The 25,331-nt window shown below is 67.4% G+C and carries 37 protein-coding genes; 35 read left to right on the forward strand and 2 right to left on the reverse strand.

The features are described from left to right. Window positions 1-21: 21 nt before the first annotated feature. The 5 genes from fusA to AB0F29_RS18625 all read left to right on the forward strand — a co-directional run bounded on the left by fusA (window position 22) and on the right by AB0F29_RS18625 (window position 5,041). Window positions 22-2,151 carry an elongation factor G gene (gene fusA / locus AB0F29_RS18605; protein ID WP_018960198.1) on the forward strand — a complete coding sequence of 710 codons (2,130 nt, stop codon included), beginning with the start codon at window positions 22-24 and terminating at the stop codon, window positions 2,149-2,151. A gap of 157 nt (window positions 2,152-2,308) precedes the next feature. Continuing rightward, window positions 2,309-3,502 (forward strand): elongation factor Tu, encoded by a 1,194-nt coding sequence (gene tuf, locus AB0F29_RS18610; protein ID WP_018960199.1) that lies wholly within the window; start codon window positions 2,309-2,311, stop codon window positions 3,500-3,502. Between the two features lie 127 nt (window positions 3,503-3,629). Beyond that, window positions 3,630-3,866 (forward strand): hypothetical protein, encoded by a 237-nt coding sequence (locus AB0F29_RS18615; RefSeq protein ID WP_361873339.1) that lies wholly within the window; start codon window positions 3,630-3,632, stop codon window positions 3,864-3,866. Further along, window positions 3,863-4,288 carry a hypothetical protein gene (locus AB0F29_RS18620; protein ID WP_361873341.1) on the forward strand — a complete coding sequence of 142 codons (426 nt, stop codon included), beginning with the start codon at window positions 3,863-3,865 and terminating at the stop codon, window positions 4,286-4,288. The genes AB0F29_RS18615 and AB0F29_RS18620 overlap by 4 nt, the downstream gene beginning before the upstream one ends. Before the next feature lie 150 nt (window positions 4,289-4,438). Beyond that, a complete protein-coding gene (locus AB0F29_RS18625; RefSeq protein ID WP_361873343.1) occupies window positions 4,439-5,041 on the forward strand; it encodes a response regulator transcription factor in 603 nt (200 codons plus the stop codon). A gap of 96 nt (window positions 5,042-5,137) precedes the next feature. Here the strand turns inward: AB0F29_RS18625 and AB0F29_RS18630 are convergent, their stop codons facing one another. Both AB0F29_RS18630 and AB0F29_RS18635 read right to left on the reverse strand, forming a co-directional pair. Continuing rightward, window positions 5,138-5,863 carry a trypsin-like serine protease gene (locus AB0F29_RS18630; RefSeq protein ID WP_228922362.1) on the reverse strand — a complete coding sequence of 242 codons (726 nt, stop codon included), beginning with the start codon at window positions 5,861-5,863 and terminating at the stop codon, window positions 5,138-5,140. A gap of 148 nt (window positions 5,864-6,011) precedes the next feature. After that, complete coding sequence (locus AB0F29_RS18635; RefSeq protein WP_361873670.1) at window positions 6,012-8,033, reverse strand: PIG-L family deacetylase; 2,022 nt, start codon at window positions 8,031-8,033, stop codon at window positions 6,012-6,014. A gap of 669 nt (window positions 8,034-8,702) precedes the next feature. Between AB0F29_RS18635 and rpsJ the strand changes: the two genes are divergently transcribed. The 30 genes from rpsJ (at window position 8,703) to rplQ (ending at window position 25,305) form a co-directional block, all read left to right on the forward strand. After that, window positions 8,703-9,011, forward strand: a complete 309-nt coding sequence (gene rpsJ / locus AB0F29_RS18640) for a 30S ribosomal protein S10 (RefSeq protein ID WP_003948644.1) — start codon at window positions 8,703-8,705, stop codon at window positions 9,009-9,011. Window positions 9,012-9,025: 14 nt separating this feature from the next. Then, window positions 9,026-9,670, forward strand: coding sequence for a 50S ribosomal protein L3 (gene rplC, locus AB0F29_RS18645; RefSeq protein WP_003966960.1), 645 nt, complete (start codon window positions 9,026-9,028; stop codon window positions 9,668-9,670). 4 nt (window positions 9,671-9,674) lie between these two features. Then, window positions 9,675-10,325 (forward strand): 50S ribosomal protein L4, encoded by a 651-nt coding sequence (gene rplD, locus AB0F29_RS18650; protein ID WP_003966959.1) that lies wholly within the window; start codon window positions 9,675-9,677, stop codon window positions 10,323-10,325. After that, window positions 10,325-10,648 carry a 50S ribosomal protein L23 gene (gene rplW / locus AB0F29_RS18655; RefSeq protein WP_007446738.1) on the forward strand — a complete coding sequence of 108 codons (324 nt, stop codon included), beginning with the start codon at window positions 10,325-10,327 and terminating at the stop codon, window positions 10,646-10,648. The genes rplD and rplW overlap by 1 nt, the downstream gene beginning before the upstream one ends. 39 nt (window positions 10,649-10,687) lie before the next feature. Then, entirely contained in the window at window positions 10,688-11,524 is an 837-nt protein-coding gene (rplB, locus tag AB0F29_RS18660; protein WP_018510594.1) for a 50S ribosomal protein L2, read from the forward strand. Window positions 11,525-11,536: 12 nt separating this feature from the next. Further along, window positions 11,537-11,818 carry a 30S ribosomal protein S19 gene (gene rpsS, locus AB0F29_RS18665; RefSeq protein WP_103509564.1) on the forward strand — a complete coding sequence of 94 codons (282 nt, stop codon included), beginning with the start codon at window positions 11,537-11,539 and terminating at the stop codon, window positions 11,816-11,818. 42 nt (window positions 11,819-11,860) lie between these two features. Continuing rightward, entirely contained in the window at window positions 11,861-12,208 is a 348-nt protein-coding gene (gene rplV, locus AB0F29_RS18670) for a 50S ribosomal protein L22 (RefSeq protein WP_026290933.1), read from the forward strand. Further along, the gene (gene rpsC / locus AB0F29_RS18675; RefSeq protein WP_018510593.1) at window positions 12,208-13,047 is read left to right on the forward strand and encodes a 30S ribosomal protein S3; all 840 of its coding nucleotides are present in this window, start codon (window positions 12,208-12,210) and stop codon (window positions 13,045-13,047) included. The genes rplV and rpsC overlap by 1 nt, the downstream gene beginning before the upstream one ends. Before the next feature lie 5 nt (window positions 13,048-13,052). Next, window positions 13,053-13,472, forward strand: a complete 420-nt coding sequence (gene rplP / locus AB0F29_RS18680; protein WP_003966953.1) for a 50S ribosomal protein L16 — start codon at window positions 13,053-13,055, stop codon at window positions 13,470-13,472. Then, window positions 13,472-13,696: a 50S ribosomal protein L29 gene (rpmC, locus tag AB0F29_RS18685; RefSeq protein ID WP_003966952.1), complete on the forward strand. Its 225-nt coding sequence runs from the start codon at window positions 13,472-13,474 to the stop codon at window positions 13,694-13,696. Before rplP ends, rpmC begins: the two co-directional genes overlap by 1 nt. Beyond that, a complete protein-coding gene (rpsQ, locus tag AB0F29_RS18690; protein ID WP_018960204.1) occupies window positions 13,696-13,980 on the forward strand; it encodes a 30S ribosomal protein S17 in 285 nt (94 codons plus the stop codon). The genes rpmC and rpsQ overlap by 1 nt, the downstream gene beginning before the upstream one ends. 107 nt (window positions 13,981-14,087) lie before the next feature. Continuing rightward, entirely contained in the window at window positions 14,088-14,456 is a 369-nt protein-coding gene (gene rplN / locus AB0F29_RS18695) for a 50S ribosomal protein L14 (RefSeq protein WP_003966950.1), read from the forward strand. 2 nt (window positions 14,457-14,458) lie between these two features. After that, window positions 14,459-14,782, forward strand: a complete 324-nt coding sequence (gene rplX / locus AB0F29_RS18700; RefSeq protein ID WP_018960205.1) for a 50S ribosomal protein L24 — start codon at window positions 14,459-14,461, stop codon at window positions 14,780-14,782. Continuing rightward, the gene (rplE, locus tag AB0F29_RS18705) at window positions 14,782-15,339 is read left to right on the forward strand and encodes a 50S ribosomal protein L5 (RefSeq protein WP_003966948.1); all 558 of its coding nucleotides are present in this window, start codon (window positions 14,782-14,784) and stop codon (window positions 15,337-15,339) included. The genes rplX and rplE overlap by 1 nt, the downstream gene beginning before the upstream one ends. A 2-nt stretch (window positions 15,340-15,341) precedes the next feature. After that, entirely contained in the window at window positions 15,342-15,527 is a 186-nt protein-coding gene (locus tag AB0F29_RS18710) for a type Z 30S ribosomal protein S14 (protein WP_003948630.1), read from the forward strand. 223 nt (window positions 15,528-15,750) lie between these two features. Next, window positions 15,751-16,149 (forward strand): 30S ribosomal protein S8, encoded by a 399-nt coding sequence (gene rpsH / locus AB0F29_RS18715; RefSeq protein WP_007446728.1) that lies wholly within the window; start codon window positions 15,751-15,753, stop codon window positions 16,147-16,149. A 21-nt stretch (window positions 16,150-16,170) separates the two neighbouring features. Next, a complete protein-coding gene (gene rplF, locus AB0F29_RS18720; protein WP_018960206.1) occupies window positions 16,171-16,710 on the forward strand; it encodes a 50S ribosomal protein L6 in 540 nt (179 codons plus the stop codon). Between the two features lie 2 nt (window positions 16,711-16,712). Next, entirely contained in the window at window positions 16,713-17,096 is a 384-nt protein-coding gene (gene rplR / locus AB0F29_RS18725; RefSeq protein ID WP_015610732.1) for a 50S ribosomal protein L18, read from the forward strand. 47 nt (window positions 17,097-17,143) lie between these two features. After that, window positions 17,144-17,749, forward strand: coding sequence for a 30S ribosomal protein S5 (rpsE, locus tag AB0F29_RS18730; protein ID WP_003966944.1), 606 nt, complete (start codon window positions 17,144-17,146; stop codon window positions 17,747-17,749). Then, a complete protein-coding gene (gene rpmD / locus AB0F29_RS18735; protein WP_361873351.1) occupies window positions 17,749-17,931 on the forward strand; it encodes a 50S ribosomal protein L30 in 183 nt (60 codons plus the stop codon). The genes rpsE and rpmD overlap by 1 nt, the downstream gene beginning before the upstream one ends. Before the next feature lies 1 nt (window position 17,932). Beyond that, window positions 17,933-18,388, forward strand: coding sequence for a 50S ribosomal protein L15 (gene rplO, locus AB0F29_RS18740; RefSeq protein WP_003966942.1), 456 nt, complete (start codon window positions 17,933-17,935; stop codon window positions 18,386-18,388). Between the two features lie 380 nt (window positions 18,389-18,768). Further along, complete coding sequence (secY, locus tag AB0F29_RS18745) at window positions 18,769-20,082, forward strand: preprotein translocase subunit SecY (protein ID WP_361873354.1); 1,314 nt, start codon at window positions 18,769-18,771, stop codon at window positions 20,080-20,082. Next, entirely contained in the window at window positions 20,082-20,741 is a 660-nt protein-coding gene (locus AB0F29_RS18750; protein WP_361873356.1) for an adenylate kinase, read from the forward strand. Before secY ends, AB0F29_RS18750 begins: the two co-directional genes overlap by 1 nt. A gap of 134 nt (window positions 20,742-20,875) precedes the next feature. Continuing rightward, entirely contained in the window at window positions 20,876-21,712 is an 837-nt protein-coding gene (gene map / locus AB0F29_RS18755; protein ID WP_018960209.1) for a type I methionyl aminopeptidase, read from the forward strand. Between the two features lie 173 nt (window positions 21,713-21,885). Further along, complete coding sequence (infA, locus tag AB0F29_RS18760; RefSeq protein WP_003956442.1) at window positions 21,886-22,107, forward strand: translation initiation factor IF-1; 222 nt, start codon at window positions 21,886-21,888, stop codon at window positions 22,105-22,107. Window positions 22,108-22,166: 59 nt separating this feature from the next. Next, complete coding sequence (gene rpmJ, locus AB0F29_RS18765; RefSeq protein WP_003956441.1) at window positions 22,167-22,280, forward strand: 50S ribosomal protein L36; 114 nt, start codon at window positions 22,167-22,169, stop codon at window positions 22,278-22,280. A 194-nt stretch (window positions 22,281-22,474) separates the two neighbouring features. After that, window positions 22,475-22,855: a 30S ribosomal protein S13 gene (gene rpsM, locus AB0F29_RS18770; protein WP_007446719.1), complete on the forward strand. Its 381-nt coding sequence runs from the start codon at window positions 22,475-22,477 to the stop codon at window positions 22,853-22,855. A gap of 104 nt (window positions 22,856-22,959) precedes the next feature. Then, window positions 22,960-23,364, forward strand: coding sequence for a 30S ribosomal protein S11 (rpsK, locus tag AB0F29_RS18775; protein WP_003956432.1), 405 nt, complete (start codon window positions 22,960-22,962; stop codon window positions 23,362-23,364). A gap of 137 nt (window positions 23,365-23,501) precedes the next feature. Beyond that, window positions 23,502-24,524 (forward strand): DNA-directed RNA polymerase subunit alpha, encoded by a 1,023-nt coding sequence (locus AB0F29_RS18780; protein ID WP_003966937.1) that lies wholly within the window; start codon window positions 23,502-23,504, stop codon window positions 24,522-24,524. Between the two features lie 277 nt (window positions 24,525-24,801). Continuing rightward, window positions 24,802-25,305 (forward strand): 50S ribosomal protein L17, encoded by a 504-nt coding sequence (gene rplQ / locus AB0F29_RS18785; protein WP_018960210.1) that lies wholly within the window; start codon window positions 24,802-24,804, stop codon window positions 25,303-25,305. The last annotated feature ends 26 nt before the right edge of the window (window positions 25,306-25,331 follow it).

Raw genomic sequence — 25,331 nt, forward strand, 5'->3', positions numbered from 1 at the left:
ACCGAGAGAAGATTGAGCCTTATGGCCACCACTTCGCTTGACCTGGCCAAGGTCCGCAACATTGGGATCATGGCCCACATCGACGCGGGGAAGACGACCACCACTGAGCGGATCCTCTTCTACACCGGTGTGAGCTACAAGATCGGTGAAGTCCACGACGGCGCTGCCACGATGGACTGGATGGAGCAGGAGCAGGAGCGCGGCATCACGATCACGTCCGCCGCGACGACCTGCCACTGGCCGCTCAATGATGTTGACCACACCATCAACATCATCGACACCCCGGGTCACGTCGACTTCACCGTCGAGGTGGAGCGTTCGCTCCGCGTCCTCGACGGCGCCGTCACCGTGTTCGACGGTGTGGCCGGCGTCGAGCCGCAGTCCGAGACCGTCTGGCGTCAGGCGGACCGCTACGGCGTGCCGCGTATCTGCTTCGTCAACAAGCTCGACCGCACCGGTGCCGACTTCTTCCGTTGCGTCCAGATGATCATCGACCGCCTCGGCGCGACCCCGATCGTCATGCAGCTCCCCATTGGCGCCGAAGCGGACTTCACCGGCGTCGTCGACCTCGTGTCGATGAAGGCCTTCGTGTACCCCGAAGAGGCCGCCAAGGGCGAGATGTACAACACCGTCGAGATCCCGGACAACCTCAAGGAGTCGGCCGCCGAGTGGCGCGGCAAGCTCCTGGAGGCCGTGGCCGAGAACGACGACGACATGATGGAGCTGTACCTGGAGGGCACCGAGCCCACCGAGGAGCAGCTGCACGAGGCGATCCGTCGCATCACGCTGGCGTCGAAGGGCAGTGCCGACTCCGTCACCGTCACCCCGGTGTTCTGTGGCACCGCGTTCAAGAACAAGGGCGTCCAGCCCCTGCTCGACGCGGTCGTGCGCTACCTGCCTTCCCCCCTGGACGTCGAGGCCATCGAGGGCCACGACGTGAAGGACCCGGAGAAGGTCATCCAGCGCAAGCCCTCGGACGACGAGCCGTTCTCCGGCCTGGCGTTCAAGATCGCGAGCGACCCGCACCTGGGCAAGCTCACCTTCGTCCGGATCTACTCCGGTCGCCTGGAGGCCGGCACCGCGGTGCTGAACTCCGTCAAGGGCAAGAAGGAGCGCATCGGCAAGATCTACCGCATGCACGCGAACAAGCGTGAGGAGATCGCATCGGTGGGCGCCGGCGACATCATCGCCGTCATGGGTCTCAAGCAGACCACCACCGGTGAGACGCTGTGCGACGACAAGAACCCGGTCATCCTGGAGTCCATGGACTTCCCGGCGCCGGTCATTCAGGTCGCCATCGAGCCGAAGTCCAAGGGTGACCAGGAGAAGCTGGGTGTCGCCATCCAGCGCCTCTCGGAGGAGGACCCCTCCTTCCAGGTGCACTCCGACGAGGAGACCGGCCAGACCATCATCGGTGGTATGGGCGAGCTTCACCTCGAGGTGCTCGTCGACCGCATGAAGCGCGAGTTCCGCGTCGAGGCGAACGTCGGCAAGCCCCAGGTCGCGTACCGCGAGACGATTCGCAAGGCCGTCGAGCGCATCGACTTCACGCACAAGAAGCAGACTGGTGGTACCGGCCAGTTCGCGAAGGTGCAGATCGCCCTTGAGCCCATCGAGGGTGGCGACGCGTCGTACGAGTTCGTCAACAAGGTCACCGGTGGCCGCATCCCCCGTGAGTACATTCCCTCGGTGGACGCGGGTGCTCAGGAAGCCATGCAGTTCGGCATCCTGGCCGGTTACGAGATGGTCGGCGTCCGCGTCACCCTTCTCGACGGTGGTTACCACGAGGTCGACTCCTCGGAGCTCGCCTTCAAGATCGCCGGTTCGCAGGCGTTCAAGGAGGGTGCCCGCAAGGCCTCTCCCGTGCTCCTGGAGCCGATGATGGCCGTCGAGGTCACCACGCCCGAGGACTACATGGGCGATGTCATCGGCGACCTCAACTCCCGCCGTGGCCAGATCCAGGCCATGGAGGAGCGCAGCGGCGCTCGCGTCGTGAAGGGCCTCGTGCCCCTCTCGGAGATGTTCGGCTACGTCGGAGACCTCCGCAGCAAGACCTCGGGTCGCGCAAGCTACTCGATGCAGTTCGACTCCTACGCCGAGGTTCCGCGGAACGTCGCCGAGGAGATCATCGCGAAGGCCAAGGGCGAGTAACTCTCCCGAGCTCACGCTTTAGGCTTGTCACCGGAGCCGGGCGGGCATTCCGCACAGCGCGTCAGCACTGTGCGGAATGCCCCCGGCGCCGGCACCCCAGCAAAGATCACCTGGCGCCGATGAAGCAAGGCGTACAGAACCACTCAGGAGGACCCCAGTGGCGAAGGCAAAGTTCGAGCGGACTAAGCCGCACGTCAACATCGGCACCATCGGTCACATCGACCACGGTAAGACGACCCTCACGGCCGCCATTACCAAGGTGCTGCACGACGCGTACCCGGACCTGAACGAGGCCTCGGCCTTCGACCAGATCGACAAGGCTCCCGAAGAGCGCCAGCGCGGTATCACCATCTCCATCGCGCACGTCGAGTACCAGACGGAGTCGCGTCACTACGCGCACGTCGACTGCCCCGGTCACGCGGACTACATCAAGAACATGATCACGGGTGCGGCGCAGATGGACGGCGCCATCCTCGTGGTCGCGGCCACCGACGGCCCGATGCCGCAGACGAAGGAGCACGTCCTCCTGGCCCGCCAGGTCGGCGTCCCCTACATCGTCGTCGCCCTGAACAAGGCCGACATGGTGGACGACGAGGAGATCCTGGAGCTCGTCGAGCTCGAGGTCCGTGAGCTCCTCTCCGAGTACGAGTTCCCGGGCGACGACCTTCCGGTCGTCAAGGTCTCGGCGCTCAAGGCTCTTGAGGGCGACAAGGAGTGGGGCCAGACCGTCCTCGACCTGATGAAGGCCGTCGACGAGTCCATCCCGCAGCCCGAGCGTGACGTCGAGAAGCCGTTCCTCATGCCGATCGAGGACGTCTTCACGATCACCGGTCGCGGTACGGTCGTCACCGGCCGCATCGAGCGTGGTGTCCTGAAGGTCAACGAGACCGTCGACATCGTCGGTATCAAGACCGAGAAGACCACCACCACGGTCACCGGCATCGAGATGTTCCGCAAGCTGCTCGACGAGGGCCAGGCCGGTGAGAACGTCGGTCTGCTCCTCCGTGGCATCAAGCGCGAGGACGTCGAGCGCGGCCAGGTCATCATCAAGCCCGGCTCGGTCACGCCGCACACCGAGTTCCAGGCGCAGTCCTACATCCTGTCGAAGGACGAGGGTGGCCGTCACACCCCGTTCTTCAACAACTACCGCCCGCAGTTCTACTTCCGTACCACGGACGTGACGGGCGTTGTGACCCTTCCCGAGGGCACCGAGATGGTCATGCCGGGTGACAACACCCTCATGGACGTCGCGCTGATCCAGCCGGTCGCCATGGAAGAGGGCCTGAAGTTCGCCATCCGTGAGGGTGGCCGGACCGTGGGCGCCGGCCAGGTCACCAAGATCATCAAGTAGTTTCTGCTTGGTCCTTGGACCTGGTGGCTCACTGAGCCGCAAGAAGGGCCCCGCACCTCGAAAGAGGTGCGGGGCCCTTCGCCGTGTGCGGAGCCGCCGGGGTCACGGGGCCGGGGCCCGGCCCGCCGTGCGCGACGGATGGGCGTCCTGGAACAACGACAGGTTCTTCGGCCGGCGCAGCAGGCTCTTCGGAGACGTCCACCGCGGACGCCAGGGACTCTTCGACAGGAAGAGCTACGGCATCGGCTGGAGCGCGGTCGGACTCAAGAAGGTGCTCGGCATCAAGAGGGCCCGCACGGTCTTCCAGGTCAAGTTCGGCAGGAATCGGCATGGGGACTGGAGAGTGGGGAGGTTCTTGTCATGACTCACGTGCACGGACGGAAGACGCTTGCGGTGACCCTGGCCGAGGAGGCGCTGGCCGCCTGCGGCGCTCGGAACACCGCGTTCGAGCAGCGCGAGGCCGACCACGGCAGCTGGTTCGCGGACCGGGACGGCATGCTCGCCGGGTCCGATGTGTACATCGGCCTCATGGGAGGGGCGCCGGACGCGGAGTCGGTGCGGATCCTGCTGGACGACTGGACCTTCGACGGTGTGGCCGTCGGTGATGTCGGATCGTTCCTCTCCCGGGTCTTCTCCGGGAAGGCGACCCTCAGCAGGCGGAAGTTCCTTCTCTTCTCCTCCCACCGGCTGGAGGTCCGGGTCGGATCATCCGCCTACTCCGCCGGGCGGGATATGAGGCCGGACGACGAGCTCGCTCCGTGGGAGAAGGCTCTGCCCACCGTGTGACACGGGTGTGCCGCCGTTCCGGGGCCCGGAACCGCGGCACACCGGTGCGGACCGGTCCGCACCGGGTACGTGAACGCCCGCCGCCCGGACCGTGCGTGCTGGTCTCCGAAGCCGCCCGGAGGACCCGGGCGGCCTGCGGCAATAAGGTCCGTGATCACGGTGCTGGTGGTCGACGACCATGACGTGGTGCGGTCAGGGCTGACGGCGCTCCTGACGGCCGAACTGGGCATCGAGGTGGTCGGCCAGGCCGCGGACGGTCCCGCCGCGTTCGCCGCGGCGGAGAGGCTGGGCCCGGACGTCGTGCTGCTCGACATCGATCTGCCCGGGGCGGACGGGATCACGGTCGCCGCCGGCCTCGTGGAACGGCTGCCCGCCTGCCGGGTGCTGATGCTCACCGCGCTCGACCGCCCAGGGCATCTGCGCCGGGCTCTGGCCGCCGGGGCCGCCGGATATCTGCTCAAGAGCACCACCCCGGCGCGGACCGCCGACGCCATCCGGCGGGTCGCCGGGGGTGGCCGGGTCATCGACTCCCGGATGCGCGGTGAGGAGCGGGCAGACCCCGGCCCGCTCACCGACAAGGAGGCCGAGGCCCTCCGGCTGGCCGCCGGCGGGGCGCACTCCCGGGAGATCGCCGCCGACCTGTTCCTCAGCGTGGGAACCGTCCGCAACAGGCTCTCGTCGGCGGTCGGGAAGCTCCACGCCCGCACCCTCGTCGACGCCGTGCGGATAGCGAAGGACCAGGGATGGGTGTAGGGCCCCGGTACCTCAGGGCGGCGAGGTAAGGGGGCCCTACGGTTCACGGGGACGGCGGGTCCGTCAGGTGCCCGCCGCCCCGGGTGGTGGGGTCGGTCAGACGCCCGCGATCGACTGGATCCAGGACCGGTACGCGGTGACGTTCGTGTACGCGGTGGTGGTCTGCCGGTCGCTGGTGGAGGCGACGCCGACCTGGATGCCGTTCGCCGTCATCGGGCCGCCGGAGTCGCCGCCGGCGGTGATGCCGTCGCCGCGGCGGGCGCAGATCGCCGAGCCGCCGTACGCGTCACCGCAGCCGCCGGTGACCGTCACGTTGGCGACCTTCAGGTAGCGGGACTGGCAGTTGGCCTCGGAGCCGCACTGCGAGGTGGCGCCCCAGCCCCAGACCTGCACGCCCTGCCCGACCCGCACCGAGCCGGGCTGGCCGAGACGGGAGTACGTGGCCTGCACCGAGCGGTCCAGCCGGACCAGGGCCAGGTCCGAGCTGTGGGTGTAGGTCTGGGCGCCGTTCGCGACCACACCGCCGCTGTGCTGGTCGAGGCTGCCGATGCGGAACGACAGGCCGCCGCCGGTGACGCAGTGCTTGGCGGTGAGGATCCAGGTCGGCGCGATGATCGTCGCCGAACAGGTCTCTCTGCCGTTCGAGAAGAGACGGGCGGCCCAGGGCGCGTTCTGGGCGTAGCCGCCGCCGATGATCTGGGTGGTCGGGGGCGGGGCGTCCTGGAGCGGGGCCTCGGGAGCGGCCGAGGCGGACGGTGCGAAGAGGGCGAGGACACAGGCCGCTGCGGCGGCGGCAGCGGGCACGAGCCTGGATATACGCATGATTCCTCGTTTCGCGCGACACGCTGGGGTGTGCGTGTCCGTGGGGGATGGTGGGCAACAGGGTGCCGGAGCGCGACGAGGCCGGGGTACTAACGTTTGGGCATAACACGGTGTTATGGGGCGGGAGTTGGGCCGAAACTCTCCGCTGCTACGGACGCCACACCCAGGGCGCCGCGTCCGGCCCGAACCCCACGACGGCGGGCCGTCCGCCCGCCGCGCCGAGGTGGAGGGCGACGCCGTCCAGGGCGACCGGACCCCGGGACCGTACGGCGGTGCCCCCGGCGGTCCGCAGCTGGATCCGGCCCGCCGCGGAACGGCCGAGCAGGACCGGGCCGCCCGGCGAGGCGGCGGCGGTCACCGGACCGTACCCGCCGAAGCGGGGCGCGGGTGCGCGGTCGGCCCGCACGGCGACGAGCCGCTCCCGCGCGGCCGGCCGGTAGTACAGCTCCACGGACCCGTCGGGCGCGGGGAGTGCGCCCGGCGCGTGCGCGGGGAGGGGGAAGTCGGTGAGCTGGGTACGGGCGGTGACGTCCGTGTCCGGGGCGTCCTGGGTCCAGTGGTGCACGGCATGGTGCCCGGCCGCGTACACGTGGACGCTCCCGGCCGCGTCCACGACCGCCGTCGGACCGTCCTGCACCTCGCCGCCGCCGAGATCCCGCCACCCGCTCCAGCGTCCGGTGTCCGCGTCCCGGACCCGGGTGCTCAGCCCCTTCTCCGCGTTCCGTACGAAGAGGTGGACGCGGCCGTCCGGGGCGGCGACGGCGACGGGCACGCCGACGCGGCGTCCGTGGTCGCCGCCGGTGGCCGGGTTGCCGAGCCCCTGCCACGCGCGGAAGGGGCCACCCGGCGAGCGCTGCTCCAGCAGCACGATCTCGCGGTCGTTGTCCGAGCCGTGCCCGGCGAGCGCCGCGAACCGCAGCCCGAACAACAGGTGCCGTCCGTCCGCCGTCGCCGCCGAACCCAGCACCGGGGCGAGCGGACCGCCGCCGAGGTCGTCCGGCGCGTCCATGACCCCGCTGCCGGGCGCGCTCTCCCGCCACCGGGCGGCGCGCAGCCCCAGCACCCCGTAGACGGTGAGCCGGCCGTCCGCCCCGGAGACGACCTGGGCCCGGGGTCCCGGGTAGCGGTGGTGGGTGGAGCGCACCCAGCCCTTGCGGCTGGCCAGTGGCCGGTCGCCGCCGATGTTGTAGTCGCCGCAGCCGGAGGGGTTGCCGCACTCCCAGTCGGGCGCGCCGCCGTACGGGACGAGGTGGGCGGCCTTGCGCTCCAGCACCTCCGGCGGCAGGTTCTTGGGCCAGTGGTGGTTGTAGTAGCCCCGGAAGGAGGCGACGGCGAACCCGGGCACCGGCTCCCCGCGCCCCGTCGCCGCCGCCACCCAGCGGATCAGGGCCGCCCAGGCGAAGCACCCGGCCGGGGTGTGGTCCGCGTGGTCGGAGTACCCGCGCTGCTCGCTGTCCCGGAGGCGCTCGTACTCACTGCTGTCCCGGAGGTCGGGGTCCGGGTCGAGGGTGTGCACGAGAGTCGGCCGGTACCGCTCCAGCAGCCCGACGAGGACGTCGATCAGGGACTCGTACGTATACGAACCGGCCTTCTGCAAGGGGGAGTCGTCGGCGACGACGGTACGCAGCACCAGCCGCCGGTCCTCCCAGAGGCCGGGCAGCCCGAGGCGGCCGCGCCCGGTGTGCATCGCGGTGTTCAGGAAGACCAGCTCGACCCGGCGGGCCCCGTCGGCCAGGACGTCCCGCTCGGCCTGGTGGCCGCCGCGCAGGGTGAGCACCGACCTCTGCCACGGGGTGAACCGGTCGAGCCCGAGCAGCTCGGCGTACGCCTGGCGCAGGCCCTGGTGGCGGGAGGAGACGTACGCGGCATGGTCGGGTTTCGGCCGCGGGGCCCCGGGAACCTTGTTGAGGCCGTCGGCGTCGCCCGCGGTGAGATAGACGCAGACCACGGGGGTCCCGGCGTCGAGGGCCTGCCGGGTGTCCGGGTTCATCAGGTACAGGTCGTCGTCGGGGTGGGCCAGCACCTGCATCAGCAGCGCCCGCCGACCGCTCGCTATGGCCAGCCCCGGGGCAGGGTCCGGCACCGGACCGTGCCGCCGCGGAGCCGGCACGGCGCATCCGGCGGTGGCGGCGGTCGCGGCGGCCGCGAGGAGGAGGGTGCGCCGGGGCAGCCGTATCCGGGACGGCACAGTCCGATCCACCACGCCACGCACCCCGTCCGTCCCGCTTCCCCCGCAGCGGGCGAACGGCCGCCCTGTCCTGCGTACTCCCTGGATCTTCGCGCGGGCCGTCGGCCGGTCGAGCCCTGCCCGCGGGGGAGTAGACGGGGATCGGGGCGGCAGGGTTGCCCGGTCAGGACACGGGTTCGCGCACCGGGAACACGCCGAGGGGCCCGTACGGGGAGTTCCGGCAGGTCCGTGAGGCCCTCGGCTCCGCCGGATGCGCGGCCGCGTTTGAGTACTCGCTCGCTCGGGGTAGGATTCCCGGCTCGATTGGCCAGGCCCGCGCCCCGTATGGCACACTGACCAGGTTGCTCGGTTGAGTGTCAATGCTGCGCGCCTCCCGCCGGGAGGACCGGAAGCGAGTCCCACAGTACTCGTCGGCCCCCAGGGCCGGACGTACGGGAATCTTTCGGGAAGCAACGCAGGGCGCCGGCCAGGCACCCGGTGGGTGTTCCGCCCCCGGTTCCGCGGTCTCAGGGTCCGCACCCCCTTGGTTGGGATCTCCTTCGGGAGATTTTCGTAGAGGGGATGCGACACGCCCGACCGCGTGGGTCGGAGGAGGAGTCCAGAGAACCCCCGGGTTCCAGAGCGTTACGAGAGACAGGACTACTAGTAGCCATGGCGGGACAGAAGATCCGCATCCGGCTCAAGGCCTACGACCACGAGGTCATCGACTCCTCGGCGAAGAAGATCGTCGAGACGGTGACCCGCACTGGTGCGTCGGTCGCGGGCCCGGTGCCGCTGCCCACTGAGAAGAACGTGTACTGCGTCATCAAGTCGCCGCACAAGTACAAGGACTCTCGCGAGCACTTCGAGATGCGCACCCACAAGCGCCTCATCGACATCCTCGACCCCACGCCGAAGACGGTTGACTCGCTGATGCGCCTCGACCTGCCGGCGGGCGTCGACATCGAGATCAAGCTCTGAGGGGACGGGCCGAGATGAGCAAGAACATCAAGGGCGTCCTGGGCGAGAAGCTCGGCATGACCCAGGTCTGGGACGAGAACAACCGGGTCGTCCCGGTGACCGTCGTCAAGGCCGGGCCGTGCGTCGTGACGCAGGTTCGCACCAACGACAGCGACGGCTACGAAGCGGTCCAGATCGCCTTCGGCGAGATCGACCCGCGCAAGGTGAACAAGCCCCTCAAGGGTCACTTCGCCAAGGCCGACGTCACCCCGCGCCGCCACCTGGTGGAGCTCCGCACCCCTGACGCCAGCGAGTACACGCTGGGCCAGGAGGTCACTGCCGAGGTGTTCGAGTCCGGCGTCAAGGTTGACGTCACGGGCAAGAGCAAGGGCAAGGGCTTCGCCGGTGTCATGAAGCGTCACAACTTCAAGGGCCTCGGCGCCGGGCACGGCACCCAGCGCAAGCACCGTTCCCCCGGTTCCATCGGTGGCTGCGCCACCCCTGGGCGTGTCTTCAAGGGCATGCGCATGGCGGGCCGTATGGGTAACGAGCGCGTCACCACCCAGAACCTGACCATCCACGCGGTTGACGCGGAGAAGGGTCTGCTCCTCATCAAGGGCGCGGTCCCCGGTCCGAACGGCGGCCTCGTCCTGGTCCGTACCGCGGCCAAGGGGGCTTGAGGTAATGAGCACCATTGACATCCTTTCGCCGGCAGGCGACAAGGCCGGTACCGTCGACCTCCCCGCGGAGATCTTCGACGCCAAGACCAGCGTTCCGCTGATCCACCAGGTCGTTGTCGCTCAGCTGGCGGCTGCCCGTCAGGGCACGCACAAGACCAAGCGCCGCGGCGAAGTCCGCGGTGGTGGCAAGAAGCCTTACCGCCAGAAGGGCACCGGCCGCGCCCGTCAGGGTTCGACCCGCGCCCCGCAGTTCGCCGGTGGTGGCGTCGTCCACGGCCCGCAGCCGCGTGACTACTCGCAGCGGACCCCGAAGAAGATGAAGGCCGCCGCCCTGCGCGGTGCCCTCTCGGACCGGGCCCGTCACTCCCGTATCCACGTCGTCACCGGCGTGGTCGAGGGTGCCGCCTCCACGAAGGCCGCCAAGACGCTGCTCGGCAAGATCTCGGAGCGCCAGAACCTGCTCCTGGTCGTCGACCGCGCCGACGAGGCCGCGTGGCTGTCCGCGCGCAACCTGCCCCAGGTGCACATCCTGGAGCCGGGCCAGCTCAACACGTACGACGTGATCGTCTCTGACGACGTGGTCTTCACCCAGGCCGCTTTCGAGTCCTTCGTGTCTGGCCCCCAGACCGCTGAGACCGAAGGGAGCGACGCCTGATGAGCGAGGCGACCGTAACCAGCAAGACGTACTCGGACCCGCGTGACGTTCTCGTCAAGCCCGTGGTCTCCGAGAAGAGCTATGCGCTGCTCGACGAGAACAAGTACACGTTCATCGTCGCGCCCGGCTCCAACAAGACCCAGATCAAGCAGGCCGTGGAAGCGGTCTTCTCGGTCAAGGTCACCGGGGTCAACACGATCAACCGGCAGGGTAAGCGCAAGCGCACCAAGACCGGCTTCGGCAAGCGCTCCGACACGAAGCGCGCCATCGTGACCCTCGCCGAGGGCGACCGTATCGACATCTTCGGCGGCCCGACCTCCTGACGGAGGTCGAGTCGTCCGGAATCGGACGAGGACTGAGAAATGGGTATCCGCAAGTACAAGCCGACGACCCCGGGCCGTCGTGGCTCCAGCGTCGCCGACTTTGTCGAGATCACGCGGTCCACGCCGGAGAAGTCGCTGGTCCGCCCTCTGCACAGCAAGGGCGGCCGTAACAACGCCGGTCGTGTGACCGTTCGCCACCAGGGTGGTGGCCACAAGCGCGCCTACCGCGTGATCGACTTCCGTCGTCACGACAAGGACGGCGTGCCGGCCAAGGTCGCGCACATCGAGTACGACCCGAACCGCACCGCGCGCATCGCGCTGCTGCACTACGCGGACGGCGAGAAGCGTTACATCGTCGCTCCCCGTGGCCTGTCGCAGGGTGACCGTGTCGAGAACGGTCCGGGCGCCGACATCAAGCCCGGCAACAACCTGGCGCTGCGCAACATCCCGGTCGGTACGACCATCCACGCCATCGAGCTGCGGCCCGGCGGCGGCGCGAAGTTCGCCCGTTCCGCGGGTGCCTCCGTGCAGCTGCTGGCGAAGGAGGGCACCATGGCCCACCTTCGTATGCCGTCGGGTGAGATCCGCCTGGTCGACGCGCGCTGCCGCGCGACGATCGGTGAGGTCGGCAACGCCGAGCAGTCGAACATCAACTGGGGCAAGGCCGGCCGCATGCGCTGGAAGGGCGTTCGCCCGACCGTCCGCGGTGTCGCGATGAACCCGGTTGACCACCCGCACGGTGGTGGTGAAGGCAAGACCTCCGGTGGTCGTCACCCGGTCTCGCCGTGGGGTCAGAAGGAGGGTCGTACTCGTTCTCCCAAGAAGGCGAGCAACAAGTACATCGTCCGCCGCCGCAAGACGAACAAGAAGCGCTAGGAGCGGGTTTAGATGCCGCGCAGTCTCAAGAAGGGGCCCTTCGTCGACGGCCACCTCATCAAGAAGGTGGACGTACAGAACGACGCGGGGACCAAGAACGTCATCAAGACCTGGTCCCGTCGCTCGATGATCGTCCCGGCCATGCTGGGTCACACCATCGCGGTGCACAACGGCAAGATCCACGTCCCGGTGTTCGTCACCGAGTCGATGGTCGGCCACAAGCTCGGCGAGTTCTCGCCGACTCGCACCTTCCGCGGCCACGTCAAGGACGACCGGAAGTCGAAGCGCCGCTAGCGCGGGGTGGAAACGACTATGACTCACACCGAAGGGACAACCATGGAAGCCAGGGCCCAGGCGCGGTACATCCGCGTCACGCCCATGAAGGCCCGCCGAGTGGTGGACCTCATCCGTGGCATGGATGCCACGGAGGCTCAGGCGGTCCTGCGTTTCGCCCCGCAGGCCGCGAGCGTGCCGGTTGGCAAGGTGCTGGACAGCGCCATCGCCAACGCTGCACACAACTACGACCACCCCGACGCCTCTTCGCTGGTCATCAGCGAGGCGTACGTGGACGAGGGCCCGACCCTGAAGCGGTTCCGTCCGCGTGCTCAGGGCCGTGCCTACCGGATCCGTAAGCGGACCAGCCACATCACCGTGGTCGTCAGCAGCAAGGAAGGAACCCGGTAATGGGCCAGAAGGTAAACCCGCACGGGTTCCGGCTCGGCATCACCACGGACTTCAAGTCCCGCTGGTACGCCGACAAGCTGTACAAGGACTACGTCAAGGAAGACGTCGCCATTCGTCGCATGATGACGAAGGGCATGGAGCGGGCCGGCATCTCGAAGGTCGAGATCGAGCGCACCCGCGACCGCGTCCGCGTTGACATCCACACCGCCCGTCCGGGCATCGTCATCGGTCGCCGTGGCGCCGAGGCCGATCGCATCCGCGGCGAGCTGGAGAAGCTGACCGGCAAGCAGGTCCAGCTGAACATCCTCGAGGTCAAGAACCCCGAGGTGGACGCTCAGCTGGTGGCCCAGGCCGTCGCCGAGCAGCTCTCCTCCCGCGTCTCCTTCCGTCGTGCCATGCGCAAGAGCATGCAGAGCTCGATGAAGGCCGGCGCCAAGGGCATCAAGATCCAGTGCGGCGGTCGCCTCGGCGGCGCCGAGATGTCCCGCTCGGAGTTCTACCGCGAGGGCCGCGTGCCCCTGCACACCCTCCGGGCCAACGTGGACTACGGCTTCTTCGAGGCCAAGACGACCTTCGGCCGCATCGGCGTGAAGGTCTGGATCTACAAGGGCGACGTCAAGAACATCGCCGAGGTTCGCGCCGAGAACGCCGCGGCCCGCGCCGGCAACCGTCCGGCTCGTGGCGGCACCGACCGCCCGGCCGGCCGTGGTGGCGGCCGTGGTGGCGAGCGTGGCGGTCGCGGCCGTAAGCCGCAGCAGTCGCCGGCAGCCGAGGCCCCCAAGGCCGACGCCCCCGCCGCCGCTGCTCCGGCTGCTGAGAGCACCGGAACGGAGGCCTGACCGAAATGCTGATCCCCCGTAGGGTCAAGCACCGCAAGCAGCACCACCCGAAGCGCAGCGGTATGTCCAAGGGTGGCACGCAGGTTGCGTTCGGCGAGTACGGCATCCAGGCGCTGACCCCGGCGTACGTGACGAACCGTCAGATCGAGTCCGCTCGTATCGCGATGACCCGTCACATCAAGCGTGGCGGCAAGGTCTGGATCAACATCTACCCGGACCGTCCCCTGACGAAGAAGCCTGCCGAGACCCGCATGGGTTCCGGTAAGGGTTCTCCCGAGTGGTGGATCGCGAACGTCAAGCCGGGTCGGGTGATGTTCGAGCTGTCCTACCCGAACGAGAAGATTGCTCGTGAGGCGCTCACCCGCGCTGCTCACAAGCTTCCGATGAAGTGCCGGATCGTTCGGCGCGAGGCAGGTGAGTCGTGATGTCGGCCGGTACCAAGGCGTCCGAGCTGCGCGAGCTGGGCGACGAGGAGCTCCTCAACAAGCTCCGCGAAGCCAAGGAAGAGCTGTTCAACCTCCGCTTCCAGGCGGCGACGGGCCAGCTCGAGAACCACGGCCGGCTCAAGTCCGTCCGTAAGGACATCGCCCGGATCTACACCCTGATGCGTGAGCGCGAGCTGGGCATCGAGACGGTGGAGAGCGCCTGATGAGCGAGAAGACTGTGACTGAGACGAACACCGACCGCGGTTTCCGCAAGACCCGTGAGGGTCTGGTCGTCAGCGACAAGATGGACAAGACCGTCGTCGTCGCTGTCGAGGACCGCGTCAAGCACGCGCTGTACGGCAAGGTCATCCGCCGTACGAACAAGCTCAAGGCCCACGACGAGCAGAACAGTGCCGGCGTCGGCGACCGCGTCATCATCATGGAGACGCGTCCGCTGTCCGCCTCGAAGCGCTGGCGCATCGTCGAGATCCTCGAGAAGGCCAAGTAATTCCTGAGGGATTCTCCCCTCAGGTCAGTTCCGCCAGGCTCGGTGGGGTGCCTCCCCGGTAACGGAGAGGCACCCGCCGGGAACCGGCAGACGATCAGGAGATAGACGTGATCCAGCAGGAGTCGCGACTGCGCGTCGCCGACAACACGGGTGCGAAGGAAATTCTCACCATTCGTGTTCTCGGTGGCTCGGGTCGCCGCTACGCGGGTATCGGTGACGTCATCGTCGCCACCGTCAAGGACGCGATCCCCGGTGGCAACGTGAAGAAGGGTGACGTCGTCAAGGCCGTCATCGTTCGCACCGTCAAGGAGCGTCGTCGTCAGGATGGCTCGTACATCCGCTTCGACGAGAACGCCGCCGTCATTCTGAAGAACGACGGCGACCCCCGCGGCACCCGCATCTTCGGCCCGGTGGGCCGGGAGCTGCGCGAGAAGAAGTTCATGAAGATCATCTCGCTCGCGCCGGAGGTGCTGTAAGCATGAAGATCAAGAAGGGCGACCTGGTTCAGGTCATCACCGGTAAGGACAAGGGCAAGCAGGGCAAGGTCATCGTGGCCTACCCCACGCAGGACCGCGTCCTCGTCGAGGGTGTCAACCGGGTCAAGAAGCACACCAAGGCCGGTCAGACGGCTCGCGGTTCGCAGACGGGTGGCATTGTCACCACCGAGGCCCCGATCCACATCAGCAACGTGCAGCTGGTCGTGGAGAAGGACGGCAACAAGGTTGTCACCCGCGTCGGCTACCGCTTTGACGACGAGGGCAACAAGATCCGCGTTGCCAAGCGGACCGGTGAGGACATCTGATGACTGCCACCACTGCGCCGCGTCTCAAGACGCGCTACCGCGAGGAAATCGCCGGCAAGCTGCGTGAGGAGTTCTCCTACGAGAACGTCATGCAGGTTCCCGGTCTGGTCAAGATCGTGGTCAACATGGGTGTGGGCGACGCCGCCCGCGACTCCAAGCTGATCGACGGTGCCGTCAAGGACCTCACCACGATCACCGGCCAGAAGCCGGCCGTCACGAAGGCCCGCAAGTCCATCGCGCAGTTCAAGCTGCGCGAGGGCCAGCCGATCGGCTGCCACGTCACCCTCCGTGGTGACCGGATGTGGGAGTTCCTGGACCGTACGCTGTCGCTCGCGCTTCCGCGTATCCGTGACTTCCGTGGCCTGTCGCCGAAGCAGTTCGACGGCCGTGGCAACTACACCTTCGGTCTCACGGAGCAGGTCATGTTCCACGAGATCGACCAGGACAAGATCGACCGGGTCCGGGGCATGGACATCACCGTGGTCACCACGGCGACCAACGACGACGAGGGTCGTGCCCTCCTTCGTCACCTCGGCTTCCCGTTCAAGGAGAACTGACCGTGGCGAAGAAGGCTCTGATCGCTAAGGCCGCCCGTAAGCCGAAGTTCGGCGTGCGCGGGTACACCCGCTGCCAGCGCTGCGGCCGGCCCCACTCCGTCTACCGCAAGTTCGGCCTGTGCCGCGTGTGCCTTCGTGAGATGGCCCACCGTGGCGAGCTGCCGGGCGTGACCAAGAGCTCCTGGTAACTCCCCTCTGCCCTCGGGCAAAGGGAAGTTCCGGAGACTCTCGGTAAGCATCTGGTCGGCAGGAGCCCGTCCTTTCATGCCGTAGGCTTGAAGGGTTGGGCGCCTGCCGCCCAAGACCGACTTACTACGCCGTAGGTCCCCGCACCGCACCCGTCCCGCCACTGAGTGGGGAGAGGGATGGCGCATACAGGAAACCCCGGCGAGAGAGGCCGAAGGCCAACTCATGACCATGACTGATCCCATCGCAGACATGCTCACGCGTCTGCGTAACGCGAACTCGGCATATCACGACGATGTCTCGATGCCGCACAGCAAGATCAAGTCGCACATCGCGGAGATCCTCCAGCAGGAGGGCTTCATCACCGGCTGGAAGGTCGAGGACGCCGAGGTCGGCAAGAACCTCGTCCTCGAGCTGAAGTTCGGCCCGAACCGCGAGCGCTCGATCGCCGGCATCAAGCGGATTTCGAAGCCGGGTCTGCGTGTATACGCAAAGTCCACCAACCTGCCGAAGGTTCTCGGCGGCCTGGGCGTGGCGATCATCTCCACGTCCCACGGTCTCCTGACCGGCCAGCAGGCAGGCAAGAAGGGCGTAGGTGGGGAAGTCCTCGCCTACGTCTGGTAGTCGGGAAAGGAAGGAAAGCTCATGTCGCGAATCGGCAAGCTCCCCATCCAGGTTCCCGCCGGTGTGGACGTCACCATCGATGGCCGTACGGTCGCGGTGAAGGGCCCCAAGGGTTCCCTCACGCACACCGTCGCCGCGCCGATCGAGGTCTCCAAGGGTGAGGACGGCGTGCTCAACGTCTCCCGCCCGAACGACGAGCGTCAGAACAAGGCCCTCCACGGCCTGTCCCGCACGCTGGTGGCGAACATGATCACCGGCGTGACCGCGGGTTACTCCAAGGCGCTCGAGATCAGCGGTGTCGGTTACCGCGTCCAGGCGAAGGGCTCCAACCTGGAGTTCGCCCTGGGCTACAGCCACCCGATCCTCATCGAGGCTCCGGATGGCATCACCTTCAAGGTCGAGTCGCCCACGAAGCTCAGCGTCGAGGGCATCGACAAGCAGAAGGTCGGCGAGGTAGCCGCCAACATCCGCAAGCTGCGGAAGCCCGACCCGTACAAGGCCAAGGGCGTCAAGTACGCGGGCGAGGTCATCCGCCGCAAGGTCGGAAAGGCTGGTAAGTAGCCATGGCATACGGTGTGAAGATCGCCAAGGGCGACGCGTACAAGCGTGCCGCTCTCAAGCGCCGCCACATCCGCGTCCGCAAGCACATCTCCGGTTCGCCGGAGCGTCCTCGCTTGGTCGTGACGCGTTCCAACCGCCACATCGTGGCCCAGGTCATCGACGACATCGCGGGCCACACGCTCGCGTCGGCGTCGACCCTGGACACCTCGATCCGTGGTGGCGAGGGTGACAAGAGCGCCCAGGCCCAGCAGGTCGGCGCCCTGGTCGCCGAGCGTGCCAAGGCCGCAGGCGTCGAGGCCGTCGTGTTCGACCGCGGTGGTAACCAGTACGCCGGGCGGATTGCCGCTCTGGCTGACGCCGCCCGTGAAGCCGGGCTGAAGTTCTAAGCCCCGGTTCCTACGCACAGCGTCCGTAACAGAGAGAGGTAATTCCAATGGCTGGACCCCAGCGCCGCGGAAGCGGTGCCGGTGGCGGCGAGCGGCGGGACCGGAAGGGCCGTGACGGTGGCGCCAGCGCCGCCGAGAAGACCGCGTACGTCGAGCGCGTCGTCGCGATCAACCGCGTCGCCAAGGTTGTGAAGGGTGGTCGTCGCTTCAGCTTCACCGCGCTGGTCGTGGTGGGCGATGGTGACGGCACCGTCGGTGTCGGATACGGCAAGGCCAAGGAAGTTCCCGCGGCCATCGCCAAGGGTGTCGAAGAGGCCAAGAAGAACTTCTTCAAGGTCCCGCGCATCCAGGGCACCATCCCTCACCCGATCACGGGCGAGAAGGCCGCGGGCGTCGTCCTGCTCAAGCCGGCGTCCCCCGGTACCGGTGTTATCGCCGGTGGCCCGGTGCGTGCCGTGCTCGAGTGCGCCGGCGTTCACGACATCCTGTCGAAGTCGCTTGGCTCGTCCAACGCGATCAACATCGTGCACGCGACCGTGGCGGCCCTCCAGGGCCTGCAGCGTCCCGAGGAGATCGCGGCCCGCCGCGGTCTGCCCCTCGAGGACGTCGCCCCCGCGGCTCTGCTTCGTGCACGTGCGGGAGCGGGTGCGTAATGGCTCGCCTCAAGATCACGCAGACGAAGTCGTACATCGGCAGCAAGCAGAACCACCGCGACACCCTGCGTTCGCTCGGGCTCAAGCGCCTGCACGACACGGTTGTCAAGGAGGACCGCCCCGAGTTCCGCGGAATGGTTCAGACCGTCCGCCACCTCGTGACGGTTGAGGAGGTTGACTGACATGGCGGAGAACAGCCCGCTGAAGGCCCACAACCTCCGGCCTGCCCCGGGCGCCAAGACCGCCAAGACCCGTGTGGGTCGTGGTGAGGCGTCCAAGGGTAAGACCGCAGGCCGTGGTACCAAGGGTACGAAGGCTCGTTACCAGGTTCCGGAGCGCTTCGAGGGTGGCCAGATGCCCCTCCACATGCGTCTCCCGAAGCTCAAGGGCTTCAAGAACCCGTTCCGCACGGAGTACCAGGTCGTGAACCTGGACAAGCTCGCGACGCTCTACCCCGAGGGTGGAGAGGTCACGGTGGCCGACCTGGTCGCCAAGGGCGCTGTGCGCAACAACCACCTCGTCAAGGTCCTCGGACAGGGCGAGATCTCCGTGGCACTGCAGGTTTCGGTTGACGCCGTCTCCGGCTCCGCCAAGGAGAAGATCACCGCCGCCGGCGGTACGGTCACCGAGCTCGTCTGAGCCACGGGACAGAACTGAGCCTGGCCGGCTGCCTCTTCGGAGGTGGCCGGCCAGGCTTTTCTGTGTTTGTGCCGCTGTACGGGAACCGTAAAGGCTCGGGAAAGGTTGAACGGGTGTCCACCGCACCGGCGGTGGGGGAGCGGAGGGGCGTTCACGTCCCAAATGGTGCGGCTTGGCCGGTCTTTCGCGGCGCGGGCCGGGAAGCGGACCGTGCACCGGTGTGCGGCGCGTGTTTCCTGCTCACTCCCCGGACGGGTAGGGTGGCGCCGTTAATCTTTTGTGGCCTCCTTACGATGTAGGGCTGCCTTGTATCCGATCCCATCCAGTCCCATCCAGACCCGTCGCCTCTGACGCATAGCGCGGGGGTCGCAGGAGGCACCGTGTTCACCGCGTTCGCCCGAGCGTTCAAGACGCCCGACCTGCGCAAGAAGCTGCTCTTCACGCTCGGCATCATCGTGATCTATCGGCTCGGGGCGCACGTCCCGGCCCCTGGCGTCGACTACTCGAAGGTGCAGCAGTGCATCGACCAGGCCGACTCGGGTGGCCTCCTCGGTCTGATGCAGATGTTCAGCGGTGGCGCCCTGCTGCAGATCACCATCTTCGCGCTCGGCATCATGCCGTACATCACGGCGAGCATCATTCTCCAGCTGCTGACCGTCGTGATCCCGCGCCTGGAAGCCCTGAAGAAGGAGGGGCAGTCCGGCACGGCGAAGATCACGCAGTACACGCGTTATCTGACGGTCGCGCTGGCCATCCTCCAGGGCACCGGCCTGGTCGCCACCGCCCGTAGCGGCGCGCTCTTCCAGAACTGTTCGGTGGGCAGCCAGATCGTCGCGGACAAGTCGATCTTCACCACGATCATCATGGTCCTCACGATGACCGCCGGTACGGCCGCCGTCATGTGGCTCGGTGAGCTGATCACCGACCGCGGCATCGGCAACGGCATGTCGATCCTCATGTTCATCTCGATCGCGGCCACGTTCCCCGGCGCCCTGTGGGCCATCAAGGAGAGCGGCAAGCTGGCCGACGGCTGGATCGAGTTCGGCACGGTCATCCTCATCGGCTTCGTGATGGTCGGCCTCGTCGTCTTCGTCGAGCAGGCCCAGCGCCGCATTCCGGTGCAGTACGCGAAGCGCATGATCGGACGCCGGTCCTACGGCGGTACGTCCACGTACATCCCGCTGAAGGTGAACCAGGCGGGTGTGATTCCGGTCATCTTCGCCTCGTCGCTGCTCTACATCCCGGCGCTGATCGTCCAGTTCTCGAACTCGCAGGCGGGCTGGGCGACCTGGATCACGGACAACTTCGTGACCGGTGACCACCCGTACTACATCGCGACGTACTTCGTACTCATCGTGTTCTTCGCCTTCTTCTATGTGGCCATTTCGTTCAACCCCGACGAAGTCGCGGACAACATGAAGAAGTATGGTGGCTTCATCCCGGGTATCCGGGCAGGTCGACCTACTGCCGAGTATCTGAGCTACGTGCTCAACAGGATCACTTGGCCGGGCTCGCTGTATCTGGGCCTGATCGCTCTGGTGCCGACGATGGCGTTGGCAGGCTTCGGCGGGGCTAACCAGAACTTCCCCTTCGGCGGGACGAGCATCCTCATCATCGTGGGTGTGGGTCTGGAAACCGTGAAGCAGATCGAGAGTCAGCTCCAGCAGCGCAATTACGAAGGGTTCCTCCGCTGATGCGAATCGTCCTCGTCGGGCCTCCGGGTGCCGGCAAGGGAACGCAGGCTGCGTACCTTGCTCAGAACCTCTCGATTCCGCACATCGCCACGGGCGACCTTTTCCGCGCCAACATCAGCCAGGGCACCGACCTTGGCAAGCAGGCCCGCGCCTACATGGACGAAGGCCAGCTGGTGCCGGACGAGGTCACCATCGGGATGGCCAAGGACCGCATGGCCCAGTCGGACGCCGTCGACGGCTTCCTGCTGGACGGCTTCCCGCGGAACGTCGGACAGGCCGAAGCCCTTGACGTGATGCTCAAGGACGAGGGCGTAAAGCTGGACGCGGTCCTCGACCTCGAGGTCCCCGAGGACGAGGTCGTGAAGCGGATCGCGGGTCGCCGCGTCTGCCGCAACGACAGCGCGCACGTCTTCCACCTGACGTACAACCCGCCGAAGACCGAGGGCGTCTGCGACGCCTGCGGCGGCGAGCTGTACCAGCGGGACGACGACAGCGAGGAGACGGTCCGTACCCGGCTGGAGGTCTACCACACGCAGACCGAGCCGATCATCGACTACTACCGGGCCCAGGGCCTCGTGGTGACCATCTCCGCGCTGGGCAAGGTCGCGGACGTGACCGCCCGCGCCATGGACGCGCTGAAGACCTCCGACGAGGGCTGAGCGTCCACCACCGCACCACCCGTAGTGCAAGCCGGCCGCGGCGCCTCAGGGCGCCGCGGCCGACTGCTTGCGCCCGTATCGTTGAACACGCCGAGCCGTACCCCGTCACCGTCGATGCAGAGAGGCGCCGAGCAATGGTGCAGATCAAGACCCCCGAGCAGATCGCGAAGATGCGCGAGGCGGGCCTGGTGGTCGCTGCCATTCACGCCGCCACCCGTGAGGCGGCCGTGCCCGGGGCCACCACGCACGACCTGGACCAGGTCGCCCGCAAGGTGATCGCCGACCACGGCGCCAAGTCGAACTTCCTCGGGTACGGCGGGTTTCCCGCGACCATCTGCACCTCGGTCAACGAGGTCGTCGTCCACGGCATCCCGGACGAGAAGACGGTCCTGAAGGACGGCGACATCATCTCGATCGACGCCGGCGCGATCGTCGACGGCTGGCACGGCGACGCGGCCTACACCGCCTTCGTGGGCACCGGTCACGCTCCGGAGCTGATCGAGCTCTCCCGGGTGACCGAGGAGTCCATGTGGGCCGGGATCGCCGCGATGAAGGTGAACAACCGCCTCGTCGACATCTCCCGGGCGATCGAGTCCTACATCCGCCGCCAGCCCCGCCCGGCGACCGGCAAGTACGGGATCATCGAGGACTTCGGCGGCCATGGCATCGGCACCGAGATGCACATGGACCCGCACCTGCTGAACTACGTCTCCCGCAAGCGCGGCAAGGGGATCAAGCTGGTCCCGGGCGTCTGCCTGGCGATCGAGCCCATGGTCTCGCTCGGCACGGCGCGGACGGAGACCCTCAGCGACGACTGGACGGTCATCACGACGGACGGCACCTGGTCCTCGCACTGGGAGCACTCCATCGCGCTGACCGAGCAGGGGCCGCTGGTCCTGACCGCGCCGGACTGCGGCCGGGCGAAGCTCGCGGAGTACGGCGTGGAGGCGGCGCCCGACCCTCTCGGGTGATGTGACCCTGCCGGGAGGTCTAAGGATCACTCCGGCTGGGCAAACTTGACGGATTCGTCTTTTGGAGTCCGCTGACGTAGACTGACTCGTCGGCTCTCGTGCATCAGTGTGCCCGCATATCAGCACACCGATGAGCAAGAGCCGATCAAGGTAGCCGATTCGAAAGGCGAAGCGTGGCCAAGAAGCAAGGTGCCATCGAGATTGAGGGCACCGTGATCGAGTCCCTCCCGAACGCAATGTTCAAGGTGGAGCTCCAGAACGGTCACAAGGTCCTGGCGCACATCAGCGGCAAGATGCGGATGCACTACATCCGTATCCTCCCGGATGACCGGGTCGTGGTGGAGCTCTCTCCGTACGACCTGACGCGTGGCCGGATCGTCTACCGGTACAAGTAGATCTTGCCCGCACCCCGTTTCGGCGGGTGATGGCACTGACCCGGAGAACCTGACATCCCATGAAGGTCAAGCCGAGCGTCAAGAAGATCTGCGACAAGTGCAAGGTGATCCGCCGTCACGGTCGGGTCATGGTCATCTGCGACAACCTGCGCCACAAGCAGCGCCAGGGCTGACGCACGACCGCCTGCATCTCGCAGTTCTTCGCGCGACGCACGTAATTCGTACATACGCAGTGCCCGTCCAAGCCACGGCTGACGACACCTCCGGCGGGGGCCGGGGACCCGGACGTACCACCGCTCCACGTGAGCGGTCGGCGGCCGGGAGTGGCGCTGCGGAAGACCCCCGATCTAACAACTGGAGCCATTGAATGGCACGCGTTTCAGGTGTTGACATCCCGCGCGAAAAGCGCGTGGAGGTTGCCCTCACCTACGTCTTCGGTATCGGGCGCACCCGGTCCAAGGAGATCCTCGCCTCGACCGGCGTGAACCCGGATGCCCGCGTCCGCGACCTTGCCGAGGAAGACCTCGTCAAGATCCGCGAGTACGTGGACGCCAACCTCCGCACCGAGGGTGACCTCCGCCGCGAGGTCCAGGGCGACATTCGCCGCAAGATCGAGATCGGCTGCTACCAGGGCATTCGTCACCGCCGTGGTCTGCCGGTCCACGGTCAGCGCACCAGCACGAACGCGCGTACCCGCAAGGGCCCGCGTCGCGCCATCGCCGGTAAGAAGAAGCCGGGCAAGAAGTAGTCCTCAGCGGACGCACTGCGGACCTCCGGTTCTCCGGAACCCGCAGCAACCAGCGGTCTTCGCTGTAGGACCGATCACCTCCCCTCTCCATCTGGAGTCAAGACATGCCCCCCAAGGGTCGTCAGGGCGCAGCCAAGAAGGTGCGTCGCAAGGAAAAGAAGAACGTCGCTCACGGTCACGCGCACATCAAGAGCACGTTCAACAACACCATCGTCTCGATCACGGACCCCTCGGGCAACGTGATCTCCTGGGCCTCCGCCGGCCACGTCGGCTTCAAGGGCTCGCGCAAGTCCACCCCCTTCGCCGCGCAGATGGCCGCCGAGTCGGCCGCCCGCCGCGCGCAGGAGCACGGCATGCGCAAGGTCGATGTCTTCGTCAAGGGTCCCGGCTCCGGCCGTGAGACCGCGATCCGCTCCCTCCAGGCCACGGGCCTCGAGGTCGGTTCGATCCAGGACGTCACCCCGACGCCGCACAACGGCTGCCGTCCGCCGAAGCGTCGCCGCGTCTGATGCGTCGCGGCCGGTGACGGCCGTGCGTCAGTAGCGTTCGGTCCGGGCGGTACACCCCTCACGGGGCGTACCGCCCGTACCCTTGTTACATCTGTCGGGCATCAAATAGTGGGTGCCCACGACTGAAGGATCACCGCATGCTTATCGCTCAGCGTCCGTCGCTGACCGAAGAGGTCGTCGACGAGTTCCGCTCCCGGTTCGTGATCGAGCCGCTGGAGCCGGGCTTCGGTTACACCCTCGGCAACTCCCTCCGCCGCACCCTCCTCTCCTCGATCCCCGGTGCCGCTGTCACCAGCATCCGGATCGACGGGGTCCTGCACGAGTTCACCACCGTGCCGGGCGTCAAGGAGGACGTGACCGACCTCATCCTCAACATCAAGCAGCTGGTCGTCTCCTCGGAGCACGACGAGCCCGTCGTGATGTACCTGCGCAAGCAGGGCCCGGGTCTGGTCACCGCCGCCGACATCGCGCCCCCGGCCGGTGTCGAGGTGCACAACCCCGACCTCGTTCTCGCCACGCTCAACGGCAAGGGCAAGCTGGAGATGGAGCTGACCGTCGAGCGCGGCCGCGGCTACGTCTCCGCCGTCCAGAACAAGCAGGTCGGCCAGGAGATCGGCCGGATCCCGGTCGACTCCATCTACTCGCCGGTGCTCAAGGTCACGTACAAGGTCGAGGCGACCCGTGTCGAGCAGCGCACCGACTTCGACAAGCTGATCGTCGACGTCGAGACCAAGCAGGCCATGCGTCCCCGTGACGCCATGGCGTCGGCCGGTAAGACCCTGGTCGAGCTGTTCGGTCTGGCGCGCGAGCTCAACATCGACGCCGAGGGCATCGACATGGGCCCGTCCCCGACGGACGCCGCGCTCGCCGCCGATCTCGCCCTGCCGATCGAGGAGCTGGAGCTCACCGTTCGGTCGTACAACTGCCTCAAGCGCGAGGGCATCCACTCCGTGGGTGAGCTCGTGGCCCGTTCCGAGGCGGACCTGCTCGACATCCGCAACTTCGGCGCCAAGTCGATCGACGAGGTCAAGGCGAAGCTGGCCGGTATGGGCCTCGCGCTCAAGGACTCGCCTCCCGGCTTCGACCCGACCGCCGCCGCCGACGCCTTCGGCGCCGACGACGACGCGGACGCCGGTTTCGTGGAGACCGAGCAGTACTGATCGCCTTCCGGCGGGGGGTGCCCGGTTTTGAGGGTGCCCCCGGGCCGGGGCTGAGGCTTTGTCCTCAATCGCCGGACGGGCCTGATTTCGGCTGATGTCCGGAACGTCGGACGGGGCTGGATTTTGGCTGATGTCCGGCGAACGTCGGGCGGGCTTGAGTGTGGCTGATGCCGGACTCCGAGCCCGAACGGCAGCTATGACTTCCGGGAGGCGTCCGCCTCGCGGGAACTGACACCGGTACCTGATACGGCCGGTGCAGCACACAAGGAGAATCACCATGCCGCGTCCCGCAAAGGGTGCCCGTCTGGGCGGCAGCGCCGCGCACGAGCGTCTGCTCCTCGCCAACCTGGCGAAGTCGCTGTTCGAGCACGGCCGCATCACGACGACCGAGGCGAAGGCCCGTCGCCTGCGTCCGGTCGCCGAGCGCCTCGTCACCAAGGCGAAGAAGGGCGACATCCACAACCGTCGCCTGGTGCTCCAGACGATCACGGACAAGAGCATCGTCCACACGCTCTTCACCGAGATCGCTCCCCGATACGAGAACCGCCCCGGTGGTTACACCCGTATCACCAAGATCGGCAACCGTCGTGGCGACAACGCCCCGATGGCGGTCATCGAGCTGGTCGAGGCGCTGACCGTGGCCCAGCAGGCCACCGGTGAGGCCGAGGCGGCGACGAAGCGTGCGGTCAAGGAAGACGCCCTCAAGAAGGACGAGGCCCCCGCGGCCGAGTCCGTCGAGGACGCCAAGCCGGCCGACGACGCGGAGTCCAAGGACGCCTGAGCGTTCTGAGACGGACCACGGGACGG

Origin of the sequence: Streptomyces sp. NPDC026589 (assembly GCF_040638385.1) — a bacterium.
Classification (GTDB): Bacteria; Actinomycetota; Actinomycetes; order Streptomycetales; family Streptomycetaceae; genus Streptomyces.

What these genes read in the sequence shown, in the direction of transcription:
- rplF (WP_018960206.1), top strand. Translation starts at nt 16,171, where the DNA reads ATGTCGCGAATCGGCAAGCTCCCCATCCAGGTTCCCGCCGGTGTGGAC.
- rplO (WP_003966942.1), top strand. Translation starts at nt 17,933, where the DNA reads ATGGCGGAGAACAGCCCGCTGAAGGCCCACAACCTCCGGCCTGCCCCG.
- AB0F29_RS18620 (WP_361873341.1), top strand. Translation starts at nt 3,863, where the DNA reads ATGACTCACGTGCACGGACGGAAGACGCTTGCGGTGACCCTGGCCGAG.
- rplX (WP_018960205.1), top strand. Translation starts at nt 14,459, where the DNA reads ATGAAGATCAAGAAGGGCGACCTGGTTCAGGTCATCACCGGTAAGGAC.
- map (WP_018960209.1), top strand. Translation starts at nt 20,876, where the DNA reads ATGGTGCAGATCAAGACCCCCGAGCAGATCGCGAAGATGCGCGAGGCG.
- rpsH (WP_007446728.1), top strand. Translation starts at nt 15,751, where the DNA reads ATGACCATGACTGATCCCATCGCAGACATGCTCACGCGTCTGCGTAAC.
- rplE (WP_003966948.1), top strand. Translation starts at nt 14,782, where the DNA reads ATGACTGCCACCACTGCGCCGCGTCTCAAGACGCGCTACCGCGAGGAA.
- AB0F29_RS18780 (WP_003966937.1), top strand. Translation starts at nt 23,502, where the DNA reads ATGCTTATCGCTCAGCGTCCGTCGCTGACCGAAGAGGTCGTCGACGAG.
- AB0F29_RS18750 (WP_361873356.1), top strand. Translation starts at nt 20,082, where the DNA reads ATGCGAATCGTCCTCGTCGGGCCTCCGGGTGCCGGCAAGGGAACGCAG.
- rpsJ (WP_003948644.1), top strand. Translation starts at nt 8,703, where the DNA reads ATGGCGGGACAGAAGATCCGCATCCGGCTCAAGGCCTACGACCACGAG.
- rplR (WP_015610732.1), top strand. Translation starts at nt 16,713, where the DNA reads ATGGCATACGGTGTGAAGATCGCCAAGGGCGACGCGTACAAGCGTGCC.
- rpsM (WP_007446719.1), top strand. Translation starts at nt 22,475, where the DNA reads ATGGCACGCGTTTCAGGTGTTGACATCCCGCGCGAAAAGCGCGTGGAG.
- rpmJ (WP_003956441.1), top strand. Translation starts at nt 22,167, where the DNA reads ATGAAGGTCAAGCCGAGCGTCAAGAAGATCTGCGACAAGTGCAAGGTG.
- AB0F29_RS18630 (WP_228922362.1), bottom strand. Translation starts at nt 5,863, where the DNA reads ATGCGTATATCCAGGCTCGTGCCCGCTGCCGCCGCCGCAGCGGCCTGT.
- rplV (WP_026290933.1), top strand. Translation starts at nt 11,861, where the DNA reads ATGGAAGCCAGGGCCCAGGCGCGGTACATCCGCGTCACGCCCATGAAG.
- rpsK (WP_003956432.1), top strand. Translation starts at nt 22,960, where the DNA reads ATGCCCCCCAAGGGTCGTCAGGGCGCAGCCAAGAAGGTGCGTCGCAAG.
- rpsE (WP_003966944.1), top strand. Translation starts at nt 17,144, where the DNA reads ATGGCTGGACCCCAGCGCCGCGGAAGCGGTGCCGGTGGCGGCGAGCGG.
- rpmC (WP_003966952.1), top strand. Translation starts at nt 13,472, where the DNA reads ATGTCGGCCGGTACCAAGGCGTCCGAGCTGCGCGAGCTGGGCGACGAG.
- fusA (WP_018960198.1), top strand. Translation starts at nt 22, where the DNA reads ATGGCCACCACTTCGCTTGACCTGGCCAAGGTCCGCAACATTGGGATC.
- rplW (WP_007446738.1), top strand. Translation starts at nt 10,325, where the DNA reads ATGAGCGAGGCGACCGTAACCAGCAAGACGTACTCGGACCCGCGTGAC.
- rpsQ (WP_018960204.1), top strand. Translation starts at nt 13,696, where the DNA reads ATGAGCGAGAAGACTGTGACTGAGACGAACACCGACCGCGGTTTCCGC.
- rpsC (WP_018510593.1), top strand. Translation starts at nt 12,208, where the DNA reads ATGGGCCAGAAGGTAAACCCGCACGGGTTCCGGCTCGGCATCACCACG.
- rplD (WP_003966959.1), top strand. Translation starts at nt 9,675, where the DNA reads ATGAGCACCATTGACATCCTTTCGCCGGCAGGCGACAAGGCCGGTACC.
- rplP (WP_003966953.1), top strand. Translation starts at nt 13,053, where the DNA reads ATGCTGATCCCCCGTAGGGTCAAGCACCGCAAGCAGCACCACCCGAAG.
- rplB (WP_018510594.1), top strand. Translation starts at nt 10,688, where the DNA reads ATGGGTATCCGCAAGTACAAGCCGACGACCCCGGGCCGTCGTGGCTCC.
- rplQ (WP_018960210.1), top strand. Translation starts at nt 24,802, where the DNA reads ATGCCGCGTCCCGCAAAGGGTGCCCGTCTGGGCGGCAGCGCCGCGCAC.
- rpsS (WP_103509564.1), top strand. Translation starts at nt 11,537, where the DNA reads ATGCCGCGCAGTCTCAAGAAGGGGCCCTTCGTCGACGGCCACCTCATC.
- rplC (WP_003966960.1), top strand. Translation starts at nt 9,026, where the DNA reads ATGAGCAAGAACATCAAGGGCGTCCTGGGCGAGAAGCTCGGCATGACC.
- rpmD (WP_361873351.1), top strand. Translation starts at nt 17,749, where the DNA reads ATGGCTCGCCTCAAGATCACGCAGACGAAGTCGTACATCGGCAGCAAG.